The sequence below is a fragment of the Microbacterium fluminis genome (assembly GCF_051549805.1).
Taxonomy (GTDB): Bacteria; Actinomycetota; Actinomycetes; order Actinomycetales; family Microbacteriaceae; genus Microbacterium.
The window spans coordinates 1,434,307-1,455,011 of the sequence record NZ_CP196042.1 but is presented as its reverse complement, the minus strand read 5'-3'; the positions used below and the strand labels follow the sequence as shown (position 1 = coordinate 1,455,011).

At 68.7% G+C, this 20,705-nt stretch carries 20 protein-coding genes and 2 tRNA genes; 15 read left to right on the top strand and 7 right to left on the bottom strand.

All coding sequences use genetic code 11. The annotated features are described in order from the left end of the window. Window position 1: 1 nt before the first annotated feature. On the bottom strand, window positions 2–139 hold the full coding sequence (gene rpmH / locus ACSJDX_RS06875) for a 50S ribosomal protein L34 (RefSeq protein WP_036304730.1): 138 nt from the start codon (window positions 137–139) through the stop codon (window positions 2–4). 312 nt (window positions 140–451) lie between these two features. On the opposite strand from rpmH, the gene dnaA reads away from it, so the two are divergent. The 10 genes from dnaA to ACSJDX_RS06825 all read left to right on the top strand — a co-directional run bounded on the left by dnaA (window position 452) and on the right by ACSJDX_RS06825 (window position 11,133). Further along, the gene (gene dnaA / locus ACSJDX_RS06870) at window positions 452–1,876 is read left to right on the top strand and encodes a chromosomal replication initiator protein DnaA (protein ID WP_438354799.1); all 1,425 of its coding nucleotides are present in this window, start codon (window positions 452–454) and stop codon (window positions 1,874–1,876) included. Between the two features lie 428 nt (window positions 1,877–2,304). Further along, entirely contained in the window at window positions 2,305–3,459 is a 1,155-nt protein-coding gene (dnaN, locus tag ACSJDX_RS06865; RefSeq protein ID WP_438354798.1) for a DNA polymerase III subunit beta, read from the top strand. 47 nt (window positions 3,460–3,506) lie between these two features. Continuing rightward, window positions 3,507–4,667, top strand: coding sequence for a DNA replication/repair protein RecF (gene recF, locus ACSJDX_RS06860; protein ID WP_438354797.1), 1,161 nt, complete (start codon window positions 3,507–3,509; stop codon window positions 4,665–4,667). Continuing rightward, window positions 4,660–5,175 carry a DUF721 domain-containing protein gene (locus tag ACSJDX_RS06855; protein ID WP_438354796.1) on the top strand — a complete coding sequence of 172 codons (516 nt, stop codon included), beginning with the start codon at window positions 4,660–4,662 and terminating at the stop codon, window positions 5,173–5,175. The genes recF and ACSJDX_RS06855 overlap by 8 nt, the downstream gene beginning before the upstream one ends. 121 nt (window positions 5,176–5,296) lie before the next feature. After that, window positions 5,297–7,336 carry a DNA topoisomerase (ATP-hydrolyzing) subunit B gene (gene gyrB, locus ACSJDX_RS06850; RefSeq protein WP_438354795.1) on the top strand — a complete coding sequence of 680 codons (2,040 nt, stop codon included), beginning with the start codon at window positions 5,297–5,299 and terminating at the stop codon, window positions 7,334–7,336. A 64-nt stretch (window positions 7,337–7,400) separates the two neighbouring features. Then, the gene (gene gyrA, locus ACSJDX_RS06845; RefSeq protein WP_438354794.1) at window positions 7,401–10,001 is read left to right on the top strand and encodes a DNA gyrase subunit A; all 2,601 of its coding nucleotides are present in this window, start codon (window positions 7,401–7,403) and stop codon (window positions 9,999–10,001) included. Next, on the top strand, window positions 9,998–10,402 hold the full coding sequence (locus ACSJDX_RS06840) for a DUF3566 domain-containing protein (RefSeq protein WP_438354793.1): 405 nt from the start codon (window positions 9,998–10,000) through the stop codon (window positions 10,400–10,402). Before gyrA ends, ACSJDX_RS06840 begins: the two co-directional genes overlap by 4 nt. A gap of 81 nt (window positions 10,403–10,483) precedes the next feature. Further along, window positions 10,484–10,560: transfer RNA gene (locus ACSJDX_RS06835), tRNA-Ile, on the top strand. Window positions 10,561–10,573: 13 nt separating this feature from the next. Next, window positions 10,574–10,646 (top strand) — tRNA-Ala (locus ACSJDX_RS06830). Window positions 10,647–10,707: 61 nt separating this feature from the next. Beyond that, window positions 10,708–11,133, top strand: coding sequence for an NUDIX hydrolase (locus ACSJDX_RS06825; RefSeq protein ID WP_438354792.1), 426 nt, complete (start codon window positions 10,708–10,710; stop codon window positions 11,131–11,133). 9 nt (window positions 11,134–11,142) lie between these two features. On the opposite strand, the gene ACSJDX_RS06820 is transcribed toward ACSJDX_RS06825, so the two are convergent. Further along, complete coding sequence (locus ACSJDX_RS06820; RefSeq protein WP_438354945.1) at window positions 11,143–11,622, bottom strand: aminoacyl-tRNA deacylase; 480 nt, start codon at window positions 11,620–11,622, stop codon at window positions 11,143–11,145. A 2-nt stretch (window positions 11,623–11,624) separates the two neighbouring features. Next, entirely contained in the window at window positions 11,625–12,209 is a 585-nt protein-coding gene (locus ACSJDX_RS06815) for a DNA helicase (protein ID WP_438354791.1), read from the bottom strand. Between the two features lie 97 nt (window positions 12,210–12,306). On the opposite strand from ACSJDX_RS06815, the gene ACSJDX_RS06810 reads away from it, so the two are divergent. After that, entirely contained in the window at window positions 12,307–12,864 is a 558-nt protein-coding gene (locus ACSJDX_RS06810; RefSeq protein ID WP_438354790.1) for a peptidylprolyl isomerase, read from the top strand. A 15-nt stretch (window positions 12,865–12,879) separates the two neighbouring features. Further along, complete coding sequence (locus ACSJDX_RS06805) at window positions 12,880–13,770, top strand: rhomboid family intramembrane serine protease (RefSeq protein WP_438354789.1); 891 nt, start codon at window positions 12,880–12,882, stop codon at window positions 13,768–13,770. Window positions 13,771–13,820: 50 nt separating this feature from the next. On the opposite strand, the gene ACSJDX_RS06800 is transcribed toward ACSJDX_RS06805, so the two are convergent. Then, window positions 13,821–14,060: a cell division protein CrgA gene (locus tag ACSJDX_RS06800; protein ID WP_438354788.1), complete on the bottom strand. Its 240-nt coding sequence runs from the start codon at window positions 14,058–14,060 to the stop codon at window positions 13,821–13,823. A gap of 55 nt (window positions 14,061–14,115) precedes the next feature. Between ACSJDX_RS06800 and ACSJDX_RS06795 the strand changes: the two genes are divergently transcribed. Genes ACSJDX_RS06795 through ACSJDX_RS06785 form a run of 3 tightly spaced genes read left to right on the top strand, consistent with a single transcriptional unit; the run spans window position 14,116 to window position 15,700 of the window. Continuing rightward, the gene (locus ACSJDX_RS06795; protein ID WP_438354787.1) at window positions 14,116–14,913 is read left to right on the top strand and encodes a class E sortase; all 798 of its coding nucleotides are present in this window, start codon (window positions 14,116–14,118) and stop codon (window positions 14,911–14,913) included. Then, on the top strand, window positions 14,913–15,068 hold the full coding sequence (locus tag ACSJDX_RS06790; protein WP_438354786.1) for a hypothetical protein: 156 nt from the start codon (window positions 14,913–14,915) through the stop codon (window positions 15,066–15,068). The genes ACSJDX_RS06795 and ACSJDX_RS06790 overlap by 1 nt, the downstream gene beginning before the upstream one ends. Continuing rightward, window positions 15,065–15,700 carry an anthranilate synthase component II gene (locus ACSJDX_RS06785; RefSeq protein ID WP_438354785.1) on the top strand — a complete coding sequence of 212 codons (636 nt, stop codon included), beginning with the start codon at window positions 15,065–15,067 and terminating at the stop codon, window positions 15,698–15,700. Before ACSJDX_RS06790 ends, ACSJDX_RS06785 begins: the two co-directional genes overlap by 4 nt. A gap of 25 nt (window positions 15,701–15,725) precedes the next feature. On the opposite strand, the gene pknB is transcribed toward ACSJDX_RS06785, so the two are convergent. The 3 genes from pknB to ACSJDX_RS06770 all read right to left on the bottom strand — a co-directional run bounded on the left by pknB (window position 15,726) and on the right by ACSJDX_RS06770 (window position 20,704). Continuing rightward, a complete protein-coding gene (gene pknB / locus ACSJDX_RS06780; RefSeq protein WP_438354784.1) occupies window positions 15,726–17,426 on the bottom strand; it encodes a Stk1 family PASTA domain-containing Ser/Thr kinase in 1,701 nt (566 codons plus the stop codon). Between the two features lie 87 nt (window positions 17,427–17,513). Continuing rightward, on the bottom strand, window positions 17,514–19,250 hold the full coding sequence (locus tag ACSJDX_RS06775; RefSeq protein ID WP_438354783.1) for a protein kinase domain-containing protein: 1,737 nt from the start codon (window positions 19,248–19,250) through the stop codon (window positions 17,514–17,516). Beyond that, on the bottom strand, window positions 19,247–20,704 hold the full coding sequence (locus ACSJDX_RS06770; RefSeq protein ID WP_438354782.1) for a peptidoglycan D,D-transpeptidase FtsI family protein: 1,458 nt from the start codon (window positions 20,702–20,704) through the stop codon (window positions 19,247–19,249). The genes ACSJDX_RS06775 and ACSJDX_RS06770 overlap by 4 nt, the downstream gene beginning before the upstream one ends. Window position 20,705: the final 1 nt, after the last annotated feature.

The following is a 20,705-nucleotide window of genomic DNA, read 5'->3' as shown; positions in this document are numbered from 1 at the left end:
ATCAGGCGGAGAGCTCGGTGCGGCCCTTGCCGCGGCGCGCCGACAGGATGGCACGGCCGGCGCGGGTGCGCATGCGGGCGCGGAAGCCGTGCTTCTTGGCGCGGCGGCGGTTGTTGGGCTGGAAGGTGCGCTTGCTCATGAGATTGCTTCCGGATCGAGGAATGTCACCGGGACGTTCTCGACCGGGGACGTGCGGACGGTGGGACTGCCGAAAAGGCGTAAGTCAACCGATCAAGGCTAAGTCCTGGGGCGCCATAACTCAAACCGACCTGAGCGGGGTGGACATTATCCACACCTGTGAACAACACCCTGGCGAGGACACGCGGGCCGGAACTACAGTGGAGTTTGCTCCCGAGACGCCTGCTGACTAGCGTGGCTCCGGCAGTTATCCACAGGCGCGGCGTGCATCTTCCCGCCCGGCTGTTGCGCACGAGAACTCCCGGGGGGGGCCATGTCACAGCACGAGATTCCAGATGTTCCCATCTGGGGGAAAGTGCTCGACGACCTCGGCCGCGACGATCGCGTCACCCCGCAGCTGCACGGATTCCTCAGCCTCGCGGTCCCGCAGGGCGTCATGGGCGGCACCCTCTACCTCGACGTCCCGAACGACCTGACCTCCGCGCAGTTCACGAAGCGCCTCCGCACGCCGATCATGGAGGCGCTCGCCCACCACGGCGACGAGGTCACGAGCTTCCGGGTGGTGGTCAATCCCGAGCTGATGGATCATCAGCAGTCCGCCCCGACGCAGCTCCCCGCAGCATCCGCTCCCCAGGTCAGCCCGCCGGTGATCCCGCGCCCGACGATCGACGAGCAGCCGGATGCCGCGGTCTACGGATCCCGCAGCGACACGCGCCTCAACCCGAAGTACACCTTCGATAACTTCGTCATCGGGCAGTCCAACCGCTTCGCCCATGCCGCCGCGGTCGCCGTCGCCGAGGCGCCGGCGAAGGCGTACAACCCGCTGTTCATCTACGGCGACTCCGGCCTGGGGAAGACCCACCTCCTGCACGCCATCGGCGACTATGCGATGAACCTGTACTCCGGCATCCGGGTGCGGTACGTCTCGTCCGAAGAGTTCACCAACGACTTCATCAACTCCATCGCCAACAACCGCGGCTCGGCGTTCCAGGCCCGCTACCGCGACGTCGACATCCTCCTCATCGACGACATCCAGTTCCTCCAGGGTCGCGCCGAGACGCAGGAGGCGTTCTTCCACACGTTCAACCAGCTGCACGACCACGACAAGCAGGTCGTGATCACCAGCGACGTCCCGCCGAAGCACCTCACCGGCTTCGAGGACCGGATGCGCAGCCGGTTCGAGTGGGGCCTGATCACCGACGTGCAGGCGCCCGACCTCGAGACGCGCATCGCGATCCTGCGGAAGAAGGCACAGAGCGAGCGACTGCACATCCCCGACGAGGTGATGGAGTACATCGCCACCGTCGTCTCGTCCAACATCCGAGAGCTCGAGGGCGCCCTCATCCGGGTCTCGGCCTTCGCGAGCCTCAACCGCTCCGACCTCGACATGTCGCTCGCGCAGACGGTCCTGCGCGACATCGTCGACCAGGACGACGCCAATGTGATCTCGCCGACCGACATCATCACCGCGACCGCGCAGTACTTCAAGCTCACGGTCGATGACCTCTACGGATCGAGTCGCTCGCAGGCGACCGCGCTGGCGCGACAGATCGCGATGTACCTGTGCCGCGAGCGCACGAGCCTGTCGCTGCCGAAGATCGGTCAGCTGTTCGGCAACCGCGACCACACCACCGTCATGTACGCGTACAAGAAGATCAGCGACCTGATGAAAGAGCGCCGGTCCCTCTACAACCAGGTCACCGAGATCACCGCGCAGCTCGGTCGCGCCGGACGCTGACAGGCGGCCTCCGGGTGATCACGGACAGTGTCGTGTCCCCCGAAAGACGGACTTGACACTGCTCGCCCGTACCGCGAAGATCTGCGTTCTGCACAGTGTGGATAACTTGTGGATAACTCCGCGACGCGCCGTGGACCATGTGAGCGGATCGCCCGTGCTCTGTGGAGAGCAGCGCGACGCGGCCCGTCGAGGGACGACACCGTACGACCTCCCTCCGCAGCGGCTCCACATCTCACACGCGTGTAGTTCCCATCCCTCGACAGGCATCCGTCGAGTTGTCCACAGTTTCCACAGCGGTTAACACCATCACTCTTAACCCTTCTGAGAACACCGGGCCGATCACCTCGACGGTGAAAGGGGGCGCCACTGGCGTGGTGGTCCGCGGGCACTAGCATGGGAACGCCATACCCGATGTCGAGGGAGCGCCCGTGAAGTTCCACGTCAACCGTGATGTGTTCAGCGAAGCCGTGTCGTTCGTCGTCAAGCTTCTGCCGCAGCGCAACCCGCAGCCGATCCTTGCCGGCGTCCTGATCGAAGCCACCGAGAGCGGTCTGTCGTTGTCGGCCTTCGACTACGAGGCATCCGCTCGCACGACCATCGAGGCCACGGTCGACGACCCCGGCACGATCCTCGTGCACGGCCGGCTGCTCTCCGAGATCGCCAGCCGCCTGCCCAACGCACCGATCCAGATCGAGGTCGACGACGACGGCGGGATCCTGCTCAGCTGCGGGTCGGCACGGTTCACCCTCGCGTCGATGCCGGTGCAGGAATATCCCGCCATCCCCGAGGTGTCGGGGGAGTCGGGGCTCGTCCCGGCCGAGGACTTCGCCACGGCGATCGCCCAGGTCGCGTTCGCCGCCTCGCGCGACGATGTCACGCCTGTGCTCACCGGCGTGCAGCTCGAGGTGACCGGAACGGCGCTCAGCCTCGTGGCGACCGACCGCTACCGCGTCGCGCTGCGCGAGATCCCCTGGGACGGCGGGGCGGCGGCATCCGATGACGCCACCACCACCGCACTCGTCCCGGCGCGCACGCTGCAGGAGGTCGGCAAGACCTTCGCCCACGGCGGCGACATCTCGATCGCGTTCTCGGGCGCCGGCGACCGCGAGATCATCGCCTTCACCGCCGGCAACAAGACGGTCACGTCGCTGCTCATCAAGGGCAACTTCCCGCCCGTGCGCCGTCTGTTCCCCGAGGTGACCGAGCACCACGCGGTGATCAACACCGCCGACTTCGTCGAGGCCGTGCGCCGTGTCGCGCTCGTGCTCGACCGTTCCGCCCCGCTGCGGTTCACGTTCACGACCGACAGCGTGTCGATGGATGCCTCGGGCACCGAGCAGGCACGCGCCACCGAGTCGGTCGACGCCAACCTGGTGGGCGACGACGTGACCCTCGGTCTCAACCCCCAGTACCTGCTCGAGTCCCTCTCGGCCGTCCGCAGCGAGTTCGTTCGGATCACGTTCACCTCGAGCGAGAACGCCAACAAGCTGAGCCCGGTGCTGGTCACCCCGCAGACCTCGGTCGACAAGGGCGGCGCCGAGTCGTTCAAGTACCTGCTGCAGCCGAACCTGCTGTTGCGCTGACACCCTCGTCCGGACCGCGCGTCGGGGCCGCCGGGTAGCCTTGACCGGTGATCGTGGAGCACCTCAGCCTCGCCGACTTCCGCAACTATGCGGCGGCCGATGTGGCTCTCGTGCCCGGCCCCAACGTGTTCGTCGGCCGCAATGGTCAGGGCAAGACCAATCTCGCCGAGGCGATCGCCTTCCTGGCCACGCTCGGCTCCCATCGCGTCTCCAGCGATGCGCCGATGGTCCGCGACGGCGCCGATGCGGCGATCATCCGCGCGCGCCTCGCCCACGGCGAGCGCCGCGTGCAGCTCGAGGTGCAGCTCAACAGGCAGGGGACCAACAAGGCCCGGGTCAACGGCTCGTCCGTGAAGCCCGCCGAACTCCCGCGCTACGCGCAGGTGGTGCTGTTCGCCCCTGAAGACCTCCAGATCGTGCGCTCCGACCCGTCCGCCCGCCGCCGGTTCGCCGATCAGCTGCTCGTGCAGCGGTCGCCGCGCCTGGCGGGGGTGCTGGGCGACTACGACCGGGTGCTGCGACAGCGCACGGCGCTGCTGAAGTCGGCGCGGGCCCGAGGCATCCGCGGCGACGCCCTGTCCACCCTCGATGTGTGGGACGACAAGCTCGTCTCCCTCGGCACCGAGGTGATCGTGGCCCGGCTGCGGCTGGCCGACGACCTCGCCGAGCCGCTCTCCCGGGCGTACGCCGCGATCGCCGGCGCCGACCACCGACCCGAGATCGGCTGGGCGCTGTCGGTGGGCGGATCCGACCCCGAGGACGACGAAGCCGACGGGGATGCCGCGGCATCCGCTCCCGATCAGATCGCCGAGCAGTTCCGCACGGCGCTCGCCGCCAGACGTGCGGCCGAACTCGAACGCGGCATCACGCTCGTGGGGCCACACCGCGACGACCTCGTCCTGCGCGTCCGCGGGCTTCCGGTGAAGGGATACGCCTCGCACGGCGAGTCCTGGTCGGTCGCCCTCAGCCTGCGCCTAGCCTCGGCCGACCTCCTTCGTGCCGAATCGCAGCTGGGCGACCCCGTGCTGATCCTCGACGACGTGTTCGCCGAACTCGACGCCGATCGCCGCACGCGTCTGGCTGCCCTGGCCGGCGACTACGAGCAGGTCATCGTCACCGCCGCCGTCGAGGGCGACGTGCCGGCGACCCTGCGCGCGCGCATCGTGCGGGTCGAGGCGGGGCGCATCCTGGAGGCGGCGGATGCCTGAGCTCCCGCGCGACTCCGAGGCATCCCCGGGCGATGTGCCCGAGACGATCGCGACGTACCTGCGACTGCGAGGGCTCGCCCCGTCGGCCCGGGGCGCCCGACGGCGCCGGAAGCGCACGGCCGACGACGACGAGAACGCCCCGTTCACGTCCGGGCGCGACCCGCGCGGTGTCGCCGACGTGCTCGCCGATCTCACGCGGACCGCCGGCTGGGACCCGCAGCTGGCGCGCGAGGACCTCGTGCTCCAGTGGGCGGAAGTGGCCGGCGAGGGCACCGCTCAGCACACGCGTCCGGTCGCACTCAGCGACGGCACGCTCACGGTTCAGGCCGACTCCACGGCCTGGGCGAAGCAGCTGCAGATCATGCGCGCGCAGATCCTCACCGAGATCCTCCGACGCTTCCCCGACGCGGGTGTCGACACGATCCGGTTCATCGGGCCGGACGTCCCCTCCTGGAAATGGGGTTCGAGAGCCGTTCCAGGGCGCGGTCCGCGCGATACCTACGGCTGAGTCACGTCCCGACTCCTCCACAAGCGTTTCATCGCGCCACAGGGGCGCAGAACGCTCCACAAGGTGCCTCGTTTGATAGACTGACGGGGACTGCCGAAACGATCTGGAGCGCTCGAAACCTATGACGTCTCTCACACCTGACAGCGTTCCCAAAGAACCCGCATCGCCGACCGCCGCCGCGGCCCCCAGCGAATACGGGGCGGACCAGATCCAGGTGCTCGAGGGGCTCGAGGCCGTACGCAAGCGCCCCGGCATGTACATCGGGTCGACGGGCCCGCGCGGCCTGCACCATCTCGTGTACGAGATCGTCGACAACTCCGTCGATGAGGCGCTCGCCGGCTACTGCGACACGATCGTGGTCACGATCCTCCCCGACGGAGCGGTGCGTGTCGTCGACAACGGTCGCGGCATCCCGGTCGGCATCCACAAGACCGAGGGCAAGTCGACGGTCGAGGTCGTGCTGACCGTCCTGCACGCCGGTGGCAAGTTCGGCGGAGGCGCCTACGCCGTCTCGGGCGGTCTCCACGGCGTCGGCTCCTCGGTGGTGAACGCGCTGTCGACGCGGCTCGAGGTCGAGGTCAAGCAGCTGGGGCACGTGTGGCGGCAGTCCTACCGTGACGGCGGTCAGCCGGTCGCGCCGCTGGAGCGGGCCGAGGAGTCCGACGAGACCGGCACCACGATCACGTTCTGGCCCGACGACACCATCTTCGAGACCGTCGAGTTCGAGTACGACGTGCTGCGCACCCGGTTCCAGCAGATGGCGTTCCTCAACAAGGGACTGCGGATCGACCTGCGCGACGAGCGCCCGGCCTCCGCGTTCGAGGAGGAGCTCGAGCCGGGCAAGGTCGTGCTGCAGCAGCCGAACGACAGCTTCCTCTACGAGCGGGGTCTGGTCGACTACGTCGAGTACCTGAACCATGTGCGCAAGGCCGACCACGTCAACGACGAGGTCATCGCCTTCGAGTCCGAGGACACCGACCGCAAGATCGCGCTCGAAGTGGCGATGCAGTGGACGACGAGCTACACCGAGAACGTCTTCACCTATGCCAACACCATCAACACCCACGAGGGCGGAACGCACGAAGAGGGCTTCCGCGCGGCGCTGACCACACTGGTCAACAAGTACGCCCGCGCGAAGAACCTGCTCAAGGAGAAGGACGAGAACCTCTCGGGCGACGACGTGCGCGAGGGCCTGACGGCGGTCATCTCGGTCAAGCTCTCCGAGCCGCAGTTCGAAGGCCAGACCAAGACCAAGCTCGGCAACACCGAGGCGAAGGCGTTCGTGCAGAAGGTCGTCGGCGACGAGCTCGGCGACTGGTTCGACCGCAGTCCCGACCAGGCCAAGCGCGTCATCACCAAGGCGATCGAGGCGGCGACCGCACGACTCGCCGCCCGCAAGGCGCGCGAGACCGCGCGACGCAAGAGCGTCTTCGAGAGCGCCGCGATGCCCGACAAGCTCAAGGACTGCACGAGCAAGGACCCGTCGATCAGCGAGATCTTCCTCGTCGAGGGAGACTCCGCCGGCGGTTCGGCGGTGCAGGGTCGCGACCCGCACACTCAGGCGATCCTGGCCCTGCGCGGCAAGATCCTCAACGTCGAGCGCGCGCGTCTCGACCGGGCCCTCGGCAACAAAGAGGTCCAGGCGATGATCCAGGCCTTCGGCACCGGCATCGGCGAGGACTTCGACATCGACAAGGCGCGCTATCACAAGATCGTGCTCATGGCCGATGCCGACGTCGACGGCCAGCACATCACCACGCTGCTGCTGACCCTGCTGTTCCGCTACATGCGCGGACTCATCGAGGCCGGCTTCGTGTATCTCGCCCAGCCGCCGCTGTACCGACTCAAGTGGTCGAACTCCCCGCACGAGTACGTCTACAGCGACCGGGAGCGCGATGCGCTGCTGGCCGAGGGCGTCGCGTCGGGCAAGCGCATCCCGAAGGACAACGGGATCCAGCGCTACAAGGGCCTCGGCGAGATGAACGACAAGGAGCTCTGGGAGACCACGATGGACCCCGAGACCCGCACCCTGCTGCAGGTGACGATCGACGACGCGGCATCCGCCGACGAGATCTTCTCGGTGCTGATGGGCGAAGACGTCGAGTCCCGCCGCAGCTTCATCCAGCGCAACGCCAAAGACGTGCGCTTCCTCGACATCTGACGCTTCGACAGGCTCAGCGACAGAGCTCGAGCTCAGCGACCGACCTTGACGGAGAACGAAGACAATGACTGACGAAGAACGCCCGGACGAGGCATCCGCACACAATCACGGCCACATCGACCAGGTCGACCTGCAGTTCGAGATGCAGCGGAGCTACCTCGACTACGCGATGAGCGTGATCGTCGGCCGCGCGCTGCCGCGTGTGGAAGACGGCCTCAAGCCGGTGCACCGCCGCGTGATCTACGGCATGTACGACGGCGGATTCCGCCCCGACAAGTCGTTCTCCAAGTGCGCGCGCGTGGTCGGCGAGGTCATGGGGCAGTACCACCCGCACGGCGACGCGCCGATCTACGACGCGCTCGTGCGGCTCGTGCAGCCGTGGTCGCTGCGGTATCCGCTCGCGCTCGGCCAGGGCAACTTCGGTTCCCCCGGCAACCAGGGTGCGGCCGCGCCCCGCTACACCGAGACGAAGATGGCCCCGCTCGCGCTCGAGATGGTGCGCGACATCGAAGAAGACACGGTCGACTTCCAGGACAACTACGACGGGCAGACCCAGGAGCCCGTCGTCCTGCCCTCGCGCTTCCCGAACCTGCTAGTCAACGGCTCGGTAGGCATCGCGGTCGGCATGGCCACCAACATCCCCCCGCATAACCTGCGCGAGGTGTCGGCCGGCGCGCTGTGGGCGCTGGAGCACCCGGATGCCTCGACCGAAGAGCTGCTCGAGGCGCTCATGGAGCGCATCCCCGGCCCCGACTTCCCCACCGCGGCGCAGATCCTGGGCACCCGAGGGATCAAGGACGCCTACCGCACCGGCCGCGGATCGATCACGATGCGCGCCGTCGTGAACGTCGAGGAGATCCAGGGCCGCACGTGCCTCGTGATCACCGAGCTGCCCTACCAGGTCAACCCCGACAACGTCGCGGTCAAGATCAGCGACCTCGCGCGCGAGGGCAAGATCACCGGCATCGCCGACATCCGCGACGAGTCGTCGGGCCGCACCGGCCAGCGCCTCGTCGTGGTCCTGAAGCGGGATGCCGTGGCCAAGGTGGTGCTGAACAACCTCTACAAGCACACGCAGCTGCAGGAGAACTTCGGCGCCAACATGCTGGCGATCGTCGACGGCGTGCCGCGCACGCTGCCGCTGACCGGATTCATCACGCACTGGATCGACCACCAGGTCGACGTGATCGTGCGCCGCACGACCTTCCGCCTCGCCCGTGCCGAGCGGCGCATGCACATCCTGCGCGCCTACCTCAAGGCGCTCGACGCCCTCGACGAGGTGATCGCCCTCATCCGCCGCTCGCCGTCGTCCGACGAGGCCCGCGAGGGTCTCAAGGCGCTCCTGGACATCGACGACGACCAGGCCATCGCGATCCTCGACCTGCAGCTGCGCCGTCTCGCGGCGCTCGAGCGGCAGAAGATCATGGACGAGGCCGCCGAGCTCGAGCTGCAGATCGCCGACTTCAAGGCGATCCTGGCCGACCCGGCCCGCCAGCGCGACATCATCCGCGAAGAGCTCACCGCGATCGTCGACAAGTACGGCGACGACCGCCGCACCGAGATCCTGCACGGGTTCGACGGCGACATGTCGATCGAGGACCTCATCCCTGAAGAGGAGATGGTCATCTCCGTCACGCGCGACGGCTACATCAAGCGCACGCGCAGCGACAACTACCGCCAGCAGCACCGCGGCGGCAAGGGCGTGAAGGGCGCGCAGCTGCGCGCCGACGACGTGGTCGAGCACTTCTTCGTCACCACGACGCACCACTGGCTGCTGTTCTTCACGAACAAGGGCCGCGTCTACCGCTCGAAGGCCTACGAGGTGCCCGAGGCCGGACGCGACGCGAAGGGCCAGCACGTCGCGAACCTCCTGGCGCTGCAGCCCGACGAGGAGATCGCTCAGATCCTCGACATCCGCGACTACCAGGTCGCGACCTACCTCGTGCTGGCCACTCGCGGCGGTCTGGTGAAGAAGACCCGCCTCGAGGAGTACGACACCAACCGCCAGGGCGGCATCATCGCGATCAAGCTGCGCGCGGATGCCTCCGACACGGGCGACGACGACGAGGCCGGCGAGACCTCCGACGAGCTGGTCAGCGCGCTGCTCGTCGACGAGGGCGACGACATCCTCCTCATCAGCCGCCACGGCATGTCGCTGCGGTTCTCGGCGACCGACGAGGCGCTGCGTCCGATGGGCCGCTCGACCTCCGGCGTGCGCGGGATGTCGTTCCGCGCCGACGACAGCCTGCTGTCGGCCTCGGTCGCCGCCGACGATGCGTACGTGTTCGTGGTCACCGAGGGCGGCTACGCCAAGCGCACCGCCGTCGACCAGTACCGGGTGCAGGGACGCGGCGGTCTGGGCATCAAGGTGGCCAAGCTGAACGACGATCGGGGCGTCCTCGCGGGCGGTCTCATCGTCAGCGACGACGACGAGGTCCTTGTGGTTCTTGCCAGTGGCAAGGTGGTACGCTCTGCCGTGGCCGAGGTGCCTGCCAAGGGCCGCGACACCATGGGTGTCGTGTTCGCCCGGGCCGGCGGCGATGATCGCATCCTCGCGATCGCCCGCAACGGTGAGCGTGGCCTGACCGAGGACACGGAGGGCGACGCGGAAGCCGCGGGCACGGACGCCACCCCCCAGACCCCCGAAGGAAGTACTGACGTATGAGCACGGTAGCCGACAAGCTCGCGAAGAAGTCGACCCACAAGACCAGCGCCAAGCAGGTGCGTCTGCGCCTGGTGTACGTGGACTTCTGGTCCGCCGTGAAGCTGTCGTTCCTCGCGGCGATCGCCGTGGCGATCGTGACGGTCGTCATCTACTTCCTCGTCTACACGGTGCTGTCCACGACGGGCCTGATCGGGCAGATCGACAAGTTCGTCGGCAGCCTCGCCGGTGACGGCGTCTCGTTCTCGTCGATCGTCGGCCTTCCGCAGGTGATGGCGTTCGCCGCGGTCGTCGCGATCCTCGACCTGATCGTCATCACGGTGCTGGGCGCGGTCGTCGCCGGCATCTACAACCTCGCCGTGAAGGTGACCGGAGGCCTTCTGGTGGGCTTCACGTCCAACTGAGGCGGGTCGAGCCCGATTCGAGAAATCGCGTCGCGTCGGGTAAAGTCTTGGAGGTTGACGGCCCGCCGTCGGCACCCATTCGGGGCTATAGCTCAGGCGGTTAGAGCGCTTCACTGATAATGAAGAGGTCCCAGGTTCAAGTCCTGGTAGCCCCACCACCCCGTGTGTTCCGGGGCCTTAGCTCAGTTGGTAGAGCGCCTGCTTTGCAAGCAGGATGTCGGGAGTTCGAATCTCCCAGGCTCCACGGATGTGACAGAAGCCGGCCCGGAAGGGCCGGCTTCTTCGCGTTCGGTAGAGTCGAACGCATGGATCTGCGGGTGGCGGCGTATGCGGTCATCACCGACGCGGACGACCGCATCCTCCTGGCCCACTGGAACGAGGGCCGCCGCGCGGCCTGGACCATGCCGGGCGGAGGCCTCGAGTCGGGCGAGGACCCCGAGCACGCCGTGCGCCGCGAGGTGCGGGAGGAGACCGGCTACCGGGTGTCGCTCGATGGTCTGCTCGGCATCCATTCCCGCGTCATCCCGGCCAGCCGCCGCATCACGCCGGAGTCGACCGGGCCCCTGCAGGCGCTGCGGATCGTCTACCGCGCGCACATCACGGGCGGCAAGCTGCGCAACGAGCGCAACGGCTCGACGGACCGCGCGCAGTGGTTCGCCCTGGCCGATGTGAAGGCACTGCAGCGCGTGAAGCTCGTCGACATCGCCCTGCGGATGGCCGGAGTCCTCTGAACGGCCCGGTCAGCCGAGCGGCTGCGTGATGTCGGCCACCGTCGCCGCGTAGGCGGAGATCAGATCGTCGGCCTCGACGAACAGGCTGAACCCGTGCGCCCCGGCGCCCATGGCGATGCGCTGCCCGACGATGCGCTCGTCGGCGAAGACGGGCCAGTCGGTGGTGCTGCCGATGGGTACGATCGTTCCCCGCTCGTAACCGGTCGCGGCCAGAGCGAGCTCGGGTTCCGGAAGCCGCAGCTTGTTCACCCCGACGAGCGCACGCAGCTTCGGCCAGGAGATCGCGCGATCGCCGGGCACCAGCGCGAAGAGGAACGTGTCGTCGCTGCGCTTGACCACCAGCGTCTTGACGATGCCCGCGGGAGCGATGCCCAGCAGAGCCGCAGCCTCGGCGAGACTGCTCGCGGCGGGACGCTCGCGGATCTCGATGGACAGGCCACGAGCGGATGCCGCCTCCCGCACGCGGGAGACGGCATCACCGGAGTCGATGCTCAAGCGTCGGGGGCGCGCAGCGGGTCGTCGGCGACCCAGAGCTCGTCGTCGGCGCGCAGCGTCTGCCAGGCGGCGTAGAGCACGCCCGCCGCTGCGGCCACGCCCAGGATGATGGCGATCACGCCGCCGGCGCCGATCCCCTTCTTCTGCGGCTCGAACGCCGACAGCTGCGAGGCGAAGCGCTTAGTGGCCGCCTTGCCGTACTTGTCGGCCTTCTTGGCGTAGGTCTTGGCGTCGGGAAGGGTGAGCCCCTTGCCCGCGGCGATCCGGGCACGGGTGTCGTTCGCGGCATCCCACACCGACAGGGCCGATCCGACCATCGCCCCGGCCGCCGGCACCACCTTGTCGGTGATCACGTGCTTGGAGACGTCGATTCCGCGCTCGACATACGGCGCGGCGTACTTGGAGTAGGACTCCTGCACCGTCGGGACGACCTGCTCGCGGTTGAAGTTGCCGAGCTGGCGGCCCGCCTCGCGGGCGACGTGGGCGGCCTGGCCGACCAGCACCTGCTGCGAGTCCCACAGGTCGTTCGCCTGCGACTGGAGCTTGCGGAGTTCCTTCTTGCGCTTGCGGCTGAGGCTCACGAGATGCCCTCCCTGAGTATGGCGATCTGGACTCCCCATCTTGCCAGACCTGCCCACAGGCGGGAGGGGTTGCAGAGAACTCTGAAAGAATGTACCCATGCCTCAGCACACTGCCGTTGCCACCCTGCACACGAACCACGGCGACATCGTCGTCAACCTGTTCGGAGACCACGCTCCCCGCACCGTCCAGAACTTCGTCGGGCTCGCCGACGGCACCGGCTCGTGGACCGATCCGGCCACCGGGAAGCCCGGGGAGGGACCCCTCTACAAGGACGTGGTCTTCCACCGCATCATCCCCAACTTCATGATCCAGGGCGGTGACCCGCTCGGCCAGGGAACCGGCGGCCCCGGCTACAACTTCAACGACGAGATCAACGGCGAGCTGAACTTCAACGCGCCGTACATCCTCGCCATGGCCAACGCCGGCCTGCGTCGCAACGCCATCACCGGCGCGGTGGAGGGCACGAACGGCTCGCAGTTCTTCATCACCACCGACCCGACGCCGTGGCTGCAGGGCAAGCACACGATCTTCGGCGAGGTCGCCGATGACGCCTCCCGCGCCGTGGTCGACGCGATCGGCGTGGTTCCGACCGGCGCCGGAGACCGCCCCATCGAGCCCGTCGTCCTCCAGTCGATCGACATCGCCGCGGTCTGACAGCATCCGCGGCCTGTGACCACCGACGAGTTCCGTCGCAACCGCGACAACTTCTGCTACCGGCATCCCGACCGGCAGAGCTTCGTGCTCTGCCAGCGGTGCCTGCGCACGATCTGCCCGGAGTGCCAGACACAGGCCGCGGTCGGGGTGATCTGCCCGGAGTGCCTGCGCGACCAGCAGAAGGCGCAGACTCCGGCGCAGGCGAAGGCCGAGCGGCGGTGGCGTCGTGGTCCGCGCGCCGTCACGGCGACGGACTCGCGACCGCTGGTGACGTACGTCATCATCGCGGTCACCGCCGTGGTGTACGTGACCCAGCTCATTCCCGGATTCTCGACCGCCGATCTGCTGGCGTTCAACAGCTTCTTCGTCTACCCGTCGCCCGCGCTGCCGTTCGAGCCGTGGCGGCTGCTCACCGTCCTGCTCGTGCACGGCAGCTGGCTGCACCTGGCGTTCAACATGCTCGCGCTGTGGATGATCGGTCGCAGTCTCGAACCCCTTCTCGGCCGATGGCGGTTCCTCACGCTGTACCTGCTGAGCGGCCTCGGCGGTTCGGTGGCGGTCGCACTGCTCGCACCGGGGACCACGGTGGTGGGGGCATCCGGTGCCATCTTCGGCCTGTTCGGCGCCCTTCTGGTCATCGGACGGCACATCGGCGCCAACATCACGAGCATCGCGATCGTAATCGGCATCAACCTGGCCATCTCGTTCCTGCCCCTCCTCCTCGGTGGAGGCACGCAGGTCTCGTGGCAGGCGCACATCGGCGGCCTCGTGGTGGGCGCGCTCGTCGGCCTGATCTACGCGCGCACGCGCACCCTCGCGCGGCGACGGATGCAGGTACTCCTACTGGTGGCCACGGGAGTCGTGCTGGTGGCGCTGCTCGCGTTGCCGCCGGTCATCTACGGCTGAGAGTTATCCACAGGCTCATCCACAGCTGGGGATGAATGACAGCGGTGTAATTATCGCCAGCGGGTCGTCATCAGGAAGCCGACGAACGCCACGCCGAAACCGATCACCAGGTTCCACGCGCCGATGCCCGGGATGGGCAGGTTGGTGCCGCTGAGGTAGAAGACGAGCACCCACACGAGGCCGACGAGCATGAGCCCGATCATGATCGGCTTGAACCACACCGGGTTGGGCGCCGCTTCGCCCTCGCTGCGCTCGACGAGTGCGTCGTCGTCTTTGCCAGATCGTGCCATGCGCACCAGTCTAACTGCCAGCCCGGCACCAGCACGCCCTCGTTAGACTCGCGGGGTGAGTGGCGCGGCGGGGGTCGAGGAGCGTGACGCGCGCGCGCGTCGCAGGCGCGCGCGCACGCGCAGAGGCGCGTCCGTCTTCGGCGTTGTGGGAGAGATCCTCATCACCGCCGGGGTGATCACGCTCCTGTACGTCTCGTGGCAGCTGTGGATCGGCGACTACCTCATCGGGAATCAGATGAAGTCGACCGCGCAGTCGCTCTCGCAGCAGTGGGAAGCCGCTGTGCCGACCGCGGACCCGAGCGCCTCGCCCACTCCGGCGCCGACGGCCACCTCTCCCGTCACGGCGCCCCCGCCCGTGCTTCCGCAACCGGCCGACGCCGAGCGGTTCGGCATCATGCGCATCCCCCGGTTCGGTGCGGACTACGCGTACGAGATGGCCGGCGGGGTGTCCCGGGCGCGCACCCTCGACACGATCGGCATCGGACACTACCCGGGCACCGTGATGCCGGGTCAGATCGGCAACTTCGCCGTCGCCGCACATCGCACGACCTACGGCGCGCCCTTCTCCGCGCTGCCCTCGCTGAGGATCGGCGACGCGATCGTGATCGAGACGCAGGAGGGGTGGTTCACCTACCGGTTCCGCAACCTCGAGTACGTGCGCCCCGAGGCCATCGAGGTGCTGCTGCCCGTGCCGCAGGCGCCGCAGCTCGCCCCCAACGGCAGTTACATCACCATGACGACGTGCAGCCCGAAGTTCTCGGCGACCGAGCGCGCGGTCGCCTTCGGCGTCTTCGAGTCGTTCACCCCTCGATCGGCCGGCGCCCCCGCGTCGCTCACGCAAGGAGCCGCCTGATGTACGCCGGCCTCTGGCGCCTGCTCCCCGGACCCTGGTGGGTGCGCGTCCTGATCCTGATCGTGATCGCCGCCGCGATCCTCTACGGACTCTTCTTCTACGTGTTCCCGTGGGCGAGCGAGTTCATCAATCCGCAGGAGGTCACGGTCGAATGACCCCGGCCGGCGACTCCGTGCTCGTCGTCGACAACCACGACAGCTTCGTGCACACGCTCGTCGGGTACCTCCACGAACTGGGCGCGCACACCGAGATGGTGGAGGCGGATGCCGTCACCGACCCCGTCTCGGTGATCTTCGGGCACCGCGCCGTACTGGTGTCCCCGGGACCGGGCACTCCGGCACGGGCGGGCGCGTCGGTGGGCGTCGTGCGCGCGGCGGCGGAGCGCGGCATCCCGCTCCTCGGAGTCTGTCTCGGTCACCAGGCCATCGCGGAGGCGTTCGGGGCGACCGTCGGGCACGCTCCGGAGCTCATGCACGGGATGACCTCGCTCGTGCACCACGACGGCGACCCGCTCTACGACGGGTTGCCGGATCCGTTCACCGCGACCCGTTACCACTCGCTCGCCGTCGACGCGGCGACCGTGCCGGAGTCCCTCGTCGTCACGAGCCGCACCGAGAGCGGCGTCGTGATGGGGCTGCGCCATCGCACCCTGCCCATCGCGGGCGTGCAGTTTCACCCCGAGAGCGTGCTGACCGAGGGTGGTCATCGCCTCCTGGGCAACTGGCTGCAGAGCGTGGGGGTCGCGGATGCCGCGGCGCGCGGTGCCGCGTTGAGCCCGCGCCGCTGAGCCTCGACCGGCCGCGCGTCGTGCGTCAGGGTCCGGCGCAGGTGGTGAGGATGATCGTGGAGTGGATCGCGGTCTCCCCCGGCGGCAGGGACTGGGTCGCGACCACGGGAGGCGTCATCGCCTTGCAGTTCGGATCCTGCCGCACCTCGACCACGAGTCCGACCGTCGGCGCCTGCAGCTGACGCTGCGCCGCCTCGACGGTGAACCCGGTGACATCGGGCAGGGTCACGCGTCCCGTCGCCACGACGAGATTGACCGCGGTGCCCTTGGCCAGGTCGCTGCCCGCGGGGCGGTCGGCCGACAGCACCACCCCGGCCTGCGTGTTGGGATCGCTGCGGGGCGTGATGGTGCCGAGCTTGAGCCCCGCCGTCTCGAGCGCGGTCTTGGCCGCCTCCTGCGACAGACCCTCCAGGACGGGGACCTTGGCGGTCTCCTGCCCCTTCGAGACGTACACCCTGATCTGCTGCTGGGGACTGACCGACGAGCCGGTGGGCGGGTCGGTGCGGATCACGTCGCCGGTGGTGACGCTGCTGCTGGCCTCGTCGACACGGAACGCGAGCAGATCGTTCGCCGCCAGCGCCTCGTTGGCTCGGTCGTAGGTCATGCCGGTCACATCGGGCACGATGCGCGCGGTCGCCGGGACGTCGTTGCTGCGCGGGATGGTGACGACCCAGAACAGCACCGACACCAGCAGCACCGCGAGGATCGCGACGCCGGTCCAGATCCACGCGACCGGCGGACCCGCCTGCGTGCGCTTCATCGTCGTGTCGGTGCTGAGCTGGCGCAGCGACCGCGCCGTCTCGGCGGCCTGCCGCGGGTTCGGTCCGTACAGCTCGCTGGTGAGCGCGCCGAGCTGACGCTTGGAGGGCACGCGCCCGTCGATCGTGGCATCCAGCGCCTCGCGGAACGCCGCGGCGTCCTGGTATCGCTGGAAAGGGTCCTTCGCCAGGGCCCGCAGCGCGACCGCGTCGAGCGTGCGCGGCACGGTGGCGACGACCTCCGACGGGGTGAGCGGCGCTTCGCTGACGTGCTGGTAGGCGACCGCGACCGGGGACTCGCCACGGAACGGCGGGCGGCCGGTGAGCAGCTCGTACAGCACCACTCCGGTCGAGTAGAGGTCGGCGCGCGCGTCGACGGGCTCGCCTTTCGCCTGCTCGGGCGAGAAGTAGGCCGCCGTGCCGATGATGGCCGTCGTCTCGGCCACGGTCGAGGAGGAGTCGGACACCGCGCGGGCGATGCCGAAGTCCATCACCTTGACCTGGCCGGCGTCGGTGACCATCACGTTGCCGGGTTTGATGTCGCGGTGCACGACGCCCGCGCGGTGCGAGTACTCCAGCGCCTCGAGGATGCCGTCGACGTAGCGCACGGTGTCGTCGACCGAGACCGGTCCCGTCGAGATGATGTCCTTCAGCAGCGAGCCGTGCACCAGTTCCATGACGATGTAGGGCACGGGGTGCGCCACGCCGTCAGGACCGACCTGGCTGTCCTCGCCGGCGTCGAACACCCGCACGATGGTGGGGTGCGCCATCCGGGACGCGGCCTGCGCCTCGAGCCGGAACCGGGTGCGGAACGAGTTGTCGTTCGCGAGCTCGTGCTTGAGGATCTTGATCGCCACATCGCGGCCGAGCGTCAGATCGTAGCCCCGGTAGACGGTGGCCATGCCGCCGCGCCCGATGAGCTCGTCGACGCGGTAGCGCCCCGAAAGCACGCGCGGCTCAGCTGTCACGGTCACTCCCTGGCATGGATCCGATCCAGCCTAACCGACGCCCGCCCCGGTTCCCGACGAGCGGGATCCCGGGCGGGCGTCGAGCGGTCAGGGCGTGGTGGTGGGGGCGGGCGTCGACCCGCCGGTGATGCGCACCTCGGCGTTGGGCGAGGCATCCGTGGTCCGCGGTCCCGAGCCGTTGCCCGAGCACGTCACCGTGTAGGTCACGATGAGCGTCTGGCCCGGGGTGTTGGCGACCGCGATCGATCCGGCGCGGTCGTTCGGACCGAAGGATGCCGTGGACTGCCCGTTCACGGCGAACGTGCCGTTCGTCGCGGTGAAGTTGTACGAGCTGACCGATCCTGTGCCGGACGGGCACTGGTACCCGGCCCAGGTGACCTGTGCGGGGCTTCCGGCGGTCACCGTGGCGGGCAGGGTCGCCGCCGGCGGCGGCGAGAGCGGCACCTGGTCCTTGTAGAAGGTGAGGGTGAGCTCGCGGCTCTTGGGCAGGTTGCCCTGCGGCTCGATGCCGTAGACGGTGTTGACCTGCTCGGCCTTGGGTGCCGGGTCGCCGGCGACGCAGTTCACCGTCATCATCCCCGCGGCGATGGCCTTGGCGCGCGCGTCGGTGCACGACATGCCCGCCAGCCCGAGGGCGCCGATGTCGACCGTGGTGGCGGTCGGGGTGGGCGTGGGGGGCGGCGTCGTCTTGGTCGGGAGGGGGTTCGGCCCGGTGCTCGACGATGTCGGTGCCGGCGTCGGCTGCTGGTTGGACACCAGCGCGAAGATCGTTCCGCCGATCACGAGCAGCAGCAGCACGATGAGCGCGATGAGCGGCCACGTCCACGGGCTGCGCTTCTTCTTCTCGGGCTCCTGATCGGGATCGCCCGGGAGGGGTGCGCCGGCCGGGAGCAGACGCGTGGCCTGCGCGGTCTGCGCCGACGTCAGCAGCTGGGTGACGTCGTCGCCGCCCGCGACGGCCACGCCCGTGGCGATGGCCGGGATCGCAGCGGCAGCAGCGGCGATGTCTCCCCGACGCAGCGCCGTGGCCGCGCGGGCGACCACGGCGGCCGAGGCCGGGCGATCTTCGGGCTTCTTGGCGATCATCGCCATCACGAGGTTCTGCACCGGCTGCGCGACCGTCGGCGGCAGCGGCGGAGGCTGCTCGTTGATCTGCGCCATGGCGATCGCGACCTGCGACTCGCCGGTGAACGGACGCTTGCCCGCGAGGCACTCGTACGCGACGATGCCCAGCGAATAAGTGTCGGTGGCCGGGGAAGCCGGGTGGCCGGACGCCTGCTCGGGCGAGAGGTACTGCACCGTGCCCATGACCTGACCGGTGGCCGTCAGGGGCACCTGGTCGGCGATGCGGGCGATGCCGAAGTCGGTGATCTTCACCCGGCCGTCAGGGGTGATGAGCAGGTTGCCCGGCTTGATGTCGCGGTGCACGAGGCCCGCGGCGTGCGCGGCCTGCAGGGCAGCGGAGGTCTGCGCCACGATGTCGAGGGTCTTGTCGGTCGACAGCGATCCGTCGCGCTCGAGGATCGTCGACAGCGCCTCGCCGGGGACGAGCTCCATCACCAGGAACGCGCTGCCGTTCTCCTCGCCGTAGTCGAAGACGCTCGCGATGCCCTCGTGGTTGACGAGCGCGGCGTGGCGGGCCTCGGCGCGGAAGCGCTCGAGGAAGCCCGGGTCGCCCATGTACTCGTCTTTGAGGATCTTGATGGCGACGGTGCGGCCGATGACGTGGTCGGTCGCCTCCCACACCTCGCCCATCCCGCCGATGGCGATCCGCGAGTCCAGTTCGTACCGGCCTCCGAAGGTCACTCCCTGCGTCGGTCTCATCGTCCCAGCACCGCCTCCATGACCTTCTTCGCGATGGGCGAGGCGATCGTGTCGCCACTGCCCGATTGATTCTGCCCGCCGCCGTTCTCCACCACGACGGCCACGGCCACCTGCGGATCGTTCGCCGGGGCGAACCCGGTGAACCAGAGCGAGTACGGCCTGCCGGCCCCGTTCTCCGCGGTACCGGTCTTACCGGCCACGTCGACGCCGTCTATTCTTGCACCCGCCGCTGCGCCGTTACTGACATTGGCGACCATCATGGCCGTCATCTGCGCGGCCAGGTTCTCGTCGAGTGCACGCCCGAACTGGGTGTCGTCCACGGTGCGCTGCACCGACAGATCGGGTGCGATGATGCGATCCACCATCCGGGGGTTCATGACCACTCCCTTGTTCGCGATTCCGGCCGACACCATCGCCATCTGCAGCGGGGTCGCGCGCACGTCACCCTGACCGAAGCCCGACAGAGCGAGCCGGGCGGGATCGAGCACCCGCGGGTAGTCCGACGGCGTCGAGTCGATCGGCGTGGCGAACGAGGTGTTGAACCCGTACTTCTCCGCCTCGGCCCGTACCGCGTCGGTGCCCAGCTGCCCGGCGAGCTCGGCCATCGGGATGTTGCAGCTGAGTCGCAGCGCATCGGCGATCGTGACGACATCGCCGCCGCCGCACGTGCCGCCGCCCGCATTGCTGATCGCCGTGGTGGTGCCGGGCAGCGTGTACGACGACAGGTTCGGCAGAGTGGACTGCGGGGTGAAGTTCCCGGAGGCGAGCGCCGCAGAGGCGACGACGAGTTTGAACGTCGAGCCCGGCGGATTGAGGTCGCCGCCCAGCGCCCGATCGGAGCGCGGCTTGGTCGGGTCCGCATCCAGCTGCGCGGCGGCCGCGTCGACCGCGGTCGCGTCGTGCGCGGCGAGGGTGTTGGTGTCGTAGCTGGGGCTGGTGACGAGTGCGAGGATGCGGCCGGTCTTCGGCTCGATCGCGATGACCGCGCCCTGCAGCCCGCCGAGGGCGTCGAAGGCGGCCTTCTGCACGGCGGCGTTGAGGCTCAGCTCGACGTTCGCCCCGCGCGGCGGCTGCCCGGTGAAGATGCGCTCCATGCGGGCAATGAACTGCTCGCCGCCGCTGCCCGAGAGCGCGCCGTTCTCGGCCTGCTCGATGCCGGTGCGCGATCCGAGCACCGGATTGAAGAATCCGGTGACCGGTGCCCACATGGTGGGGTCCTGATAGACCCGCTGCCAGCTGTACAGATCGTTCGACGGGACGGACGAGGCGATCGCGGTGCCGCTGGCGATGATCGTGCCGCGCTGCACCTGGTAGCTGTCGTACAGCGCGCGCTTGTTCTGGTCGTTCTGCGCCAGCGCATCGGACTGCCACACCTGGATGACGCTCGTCGAGGCGAACAGCGCGACGAACATGAGGAGCATCAGGATGCTGAGCCGTCTCAACTCTTTGGTCATG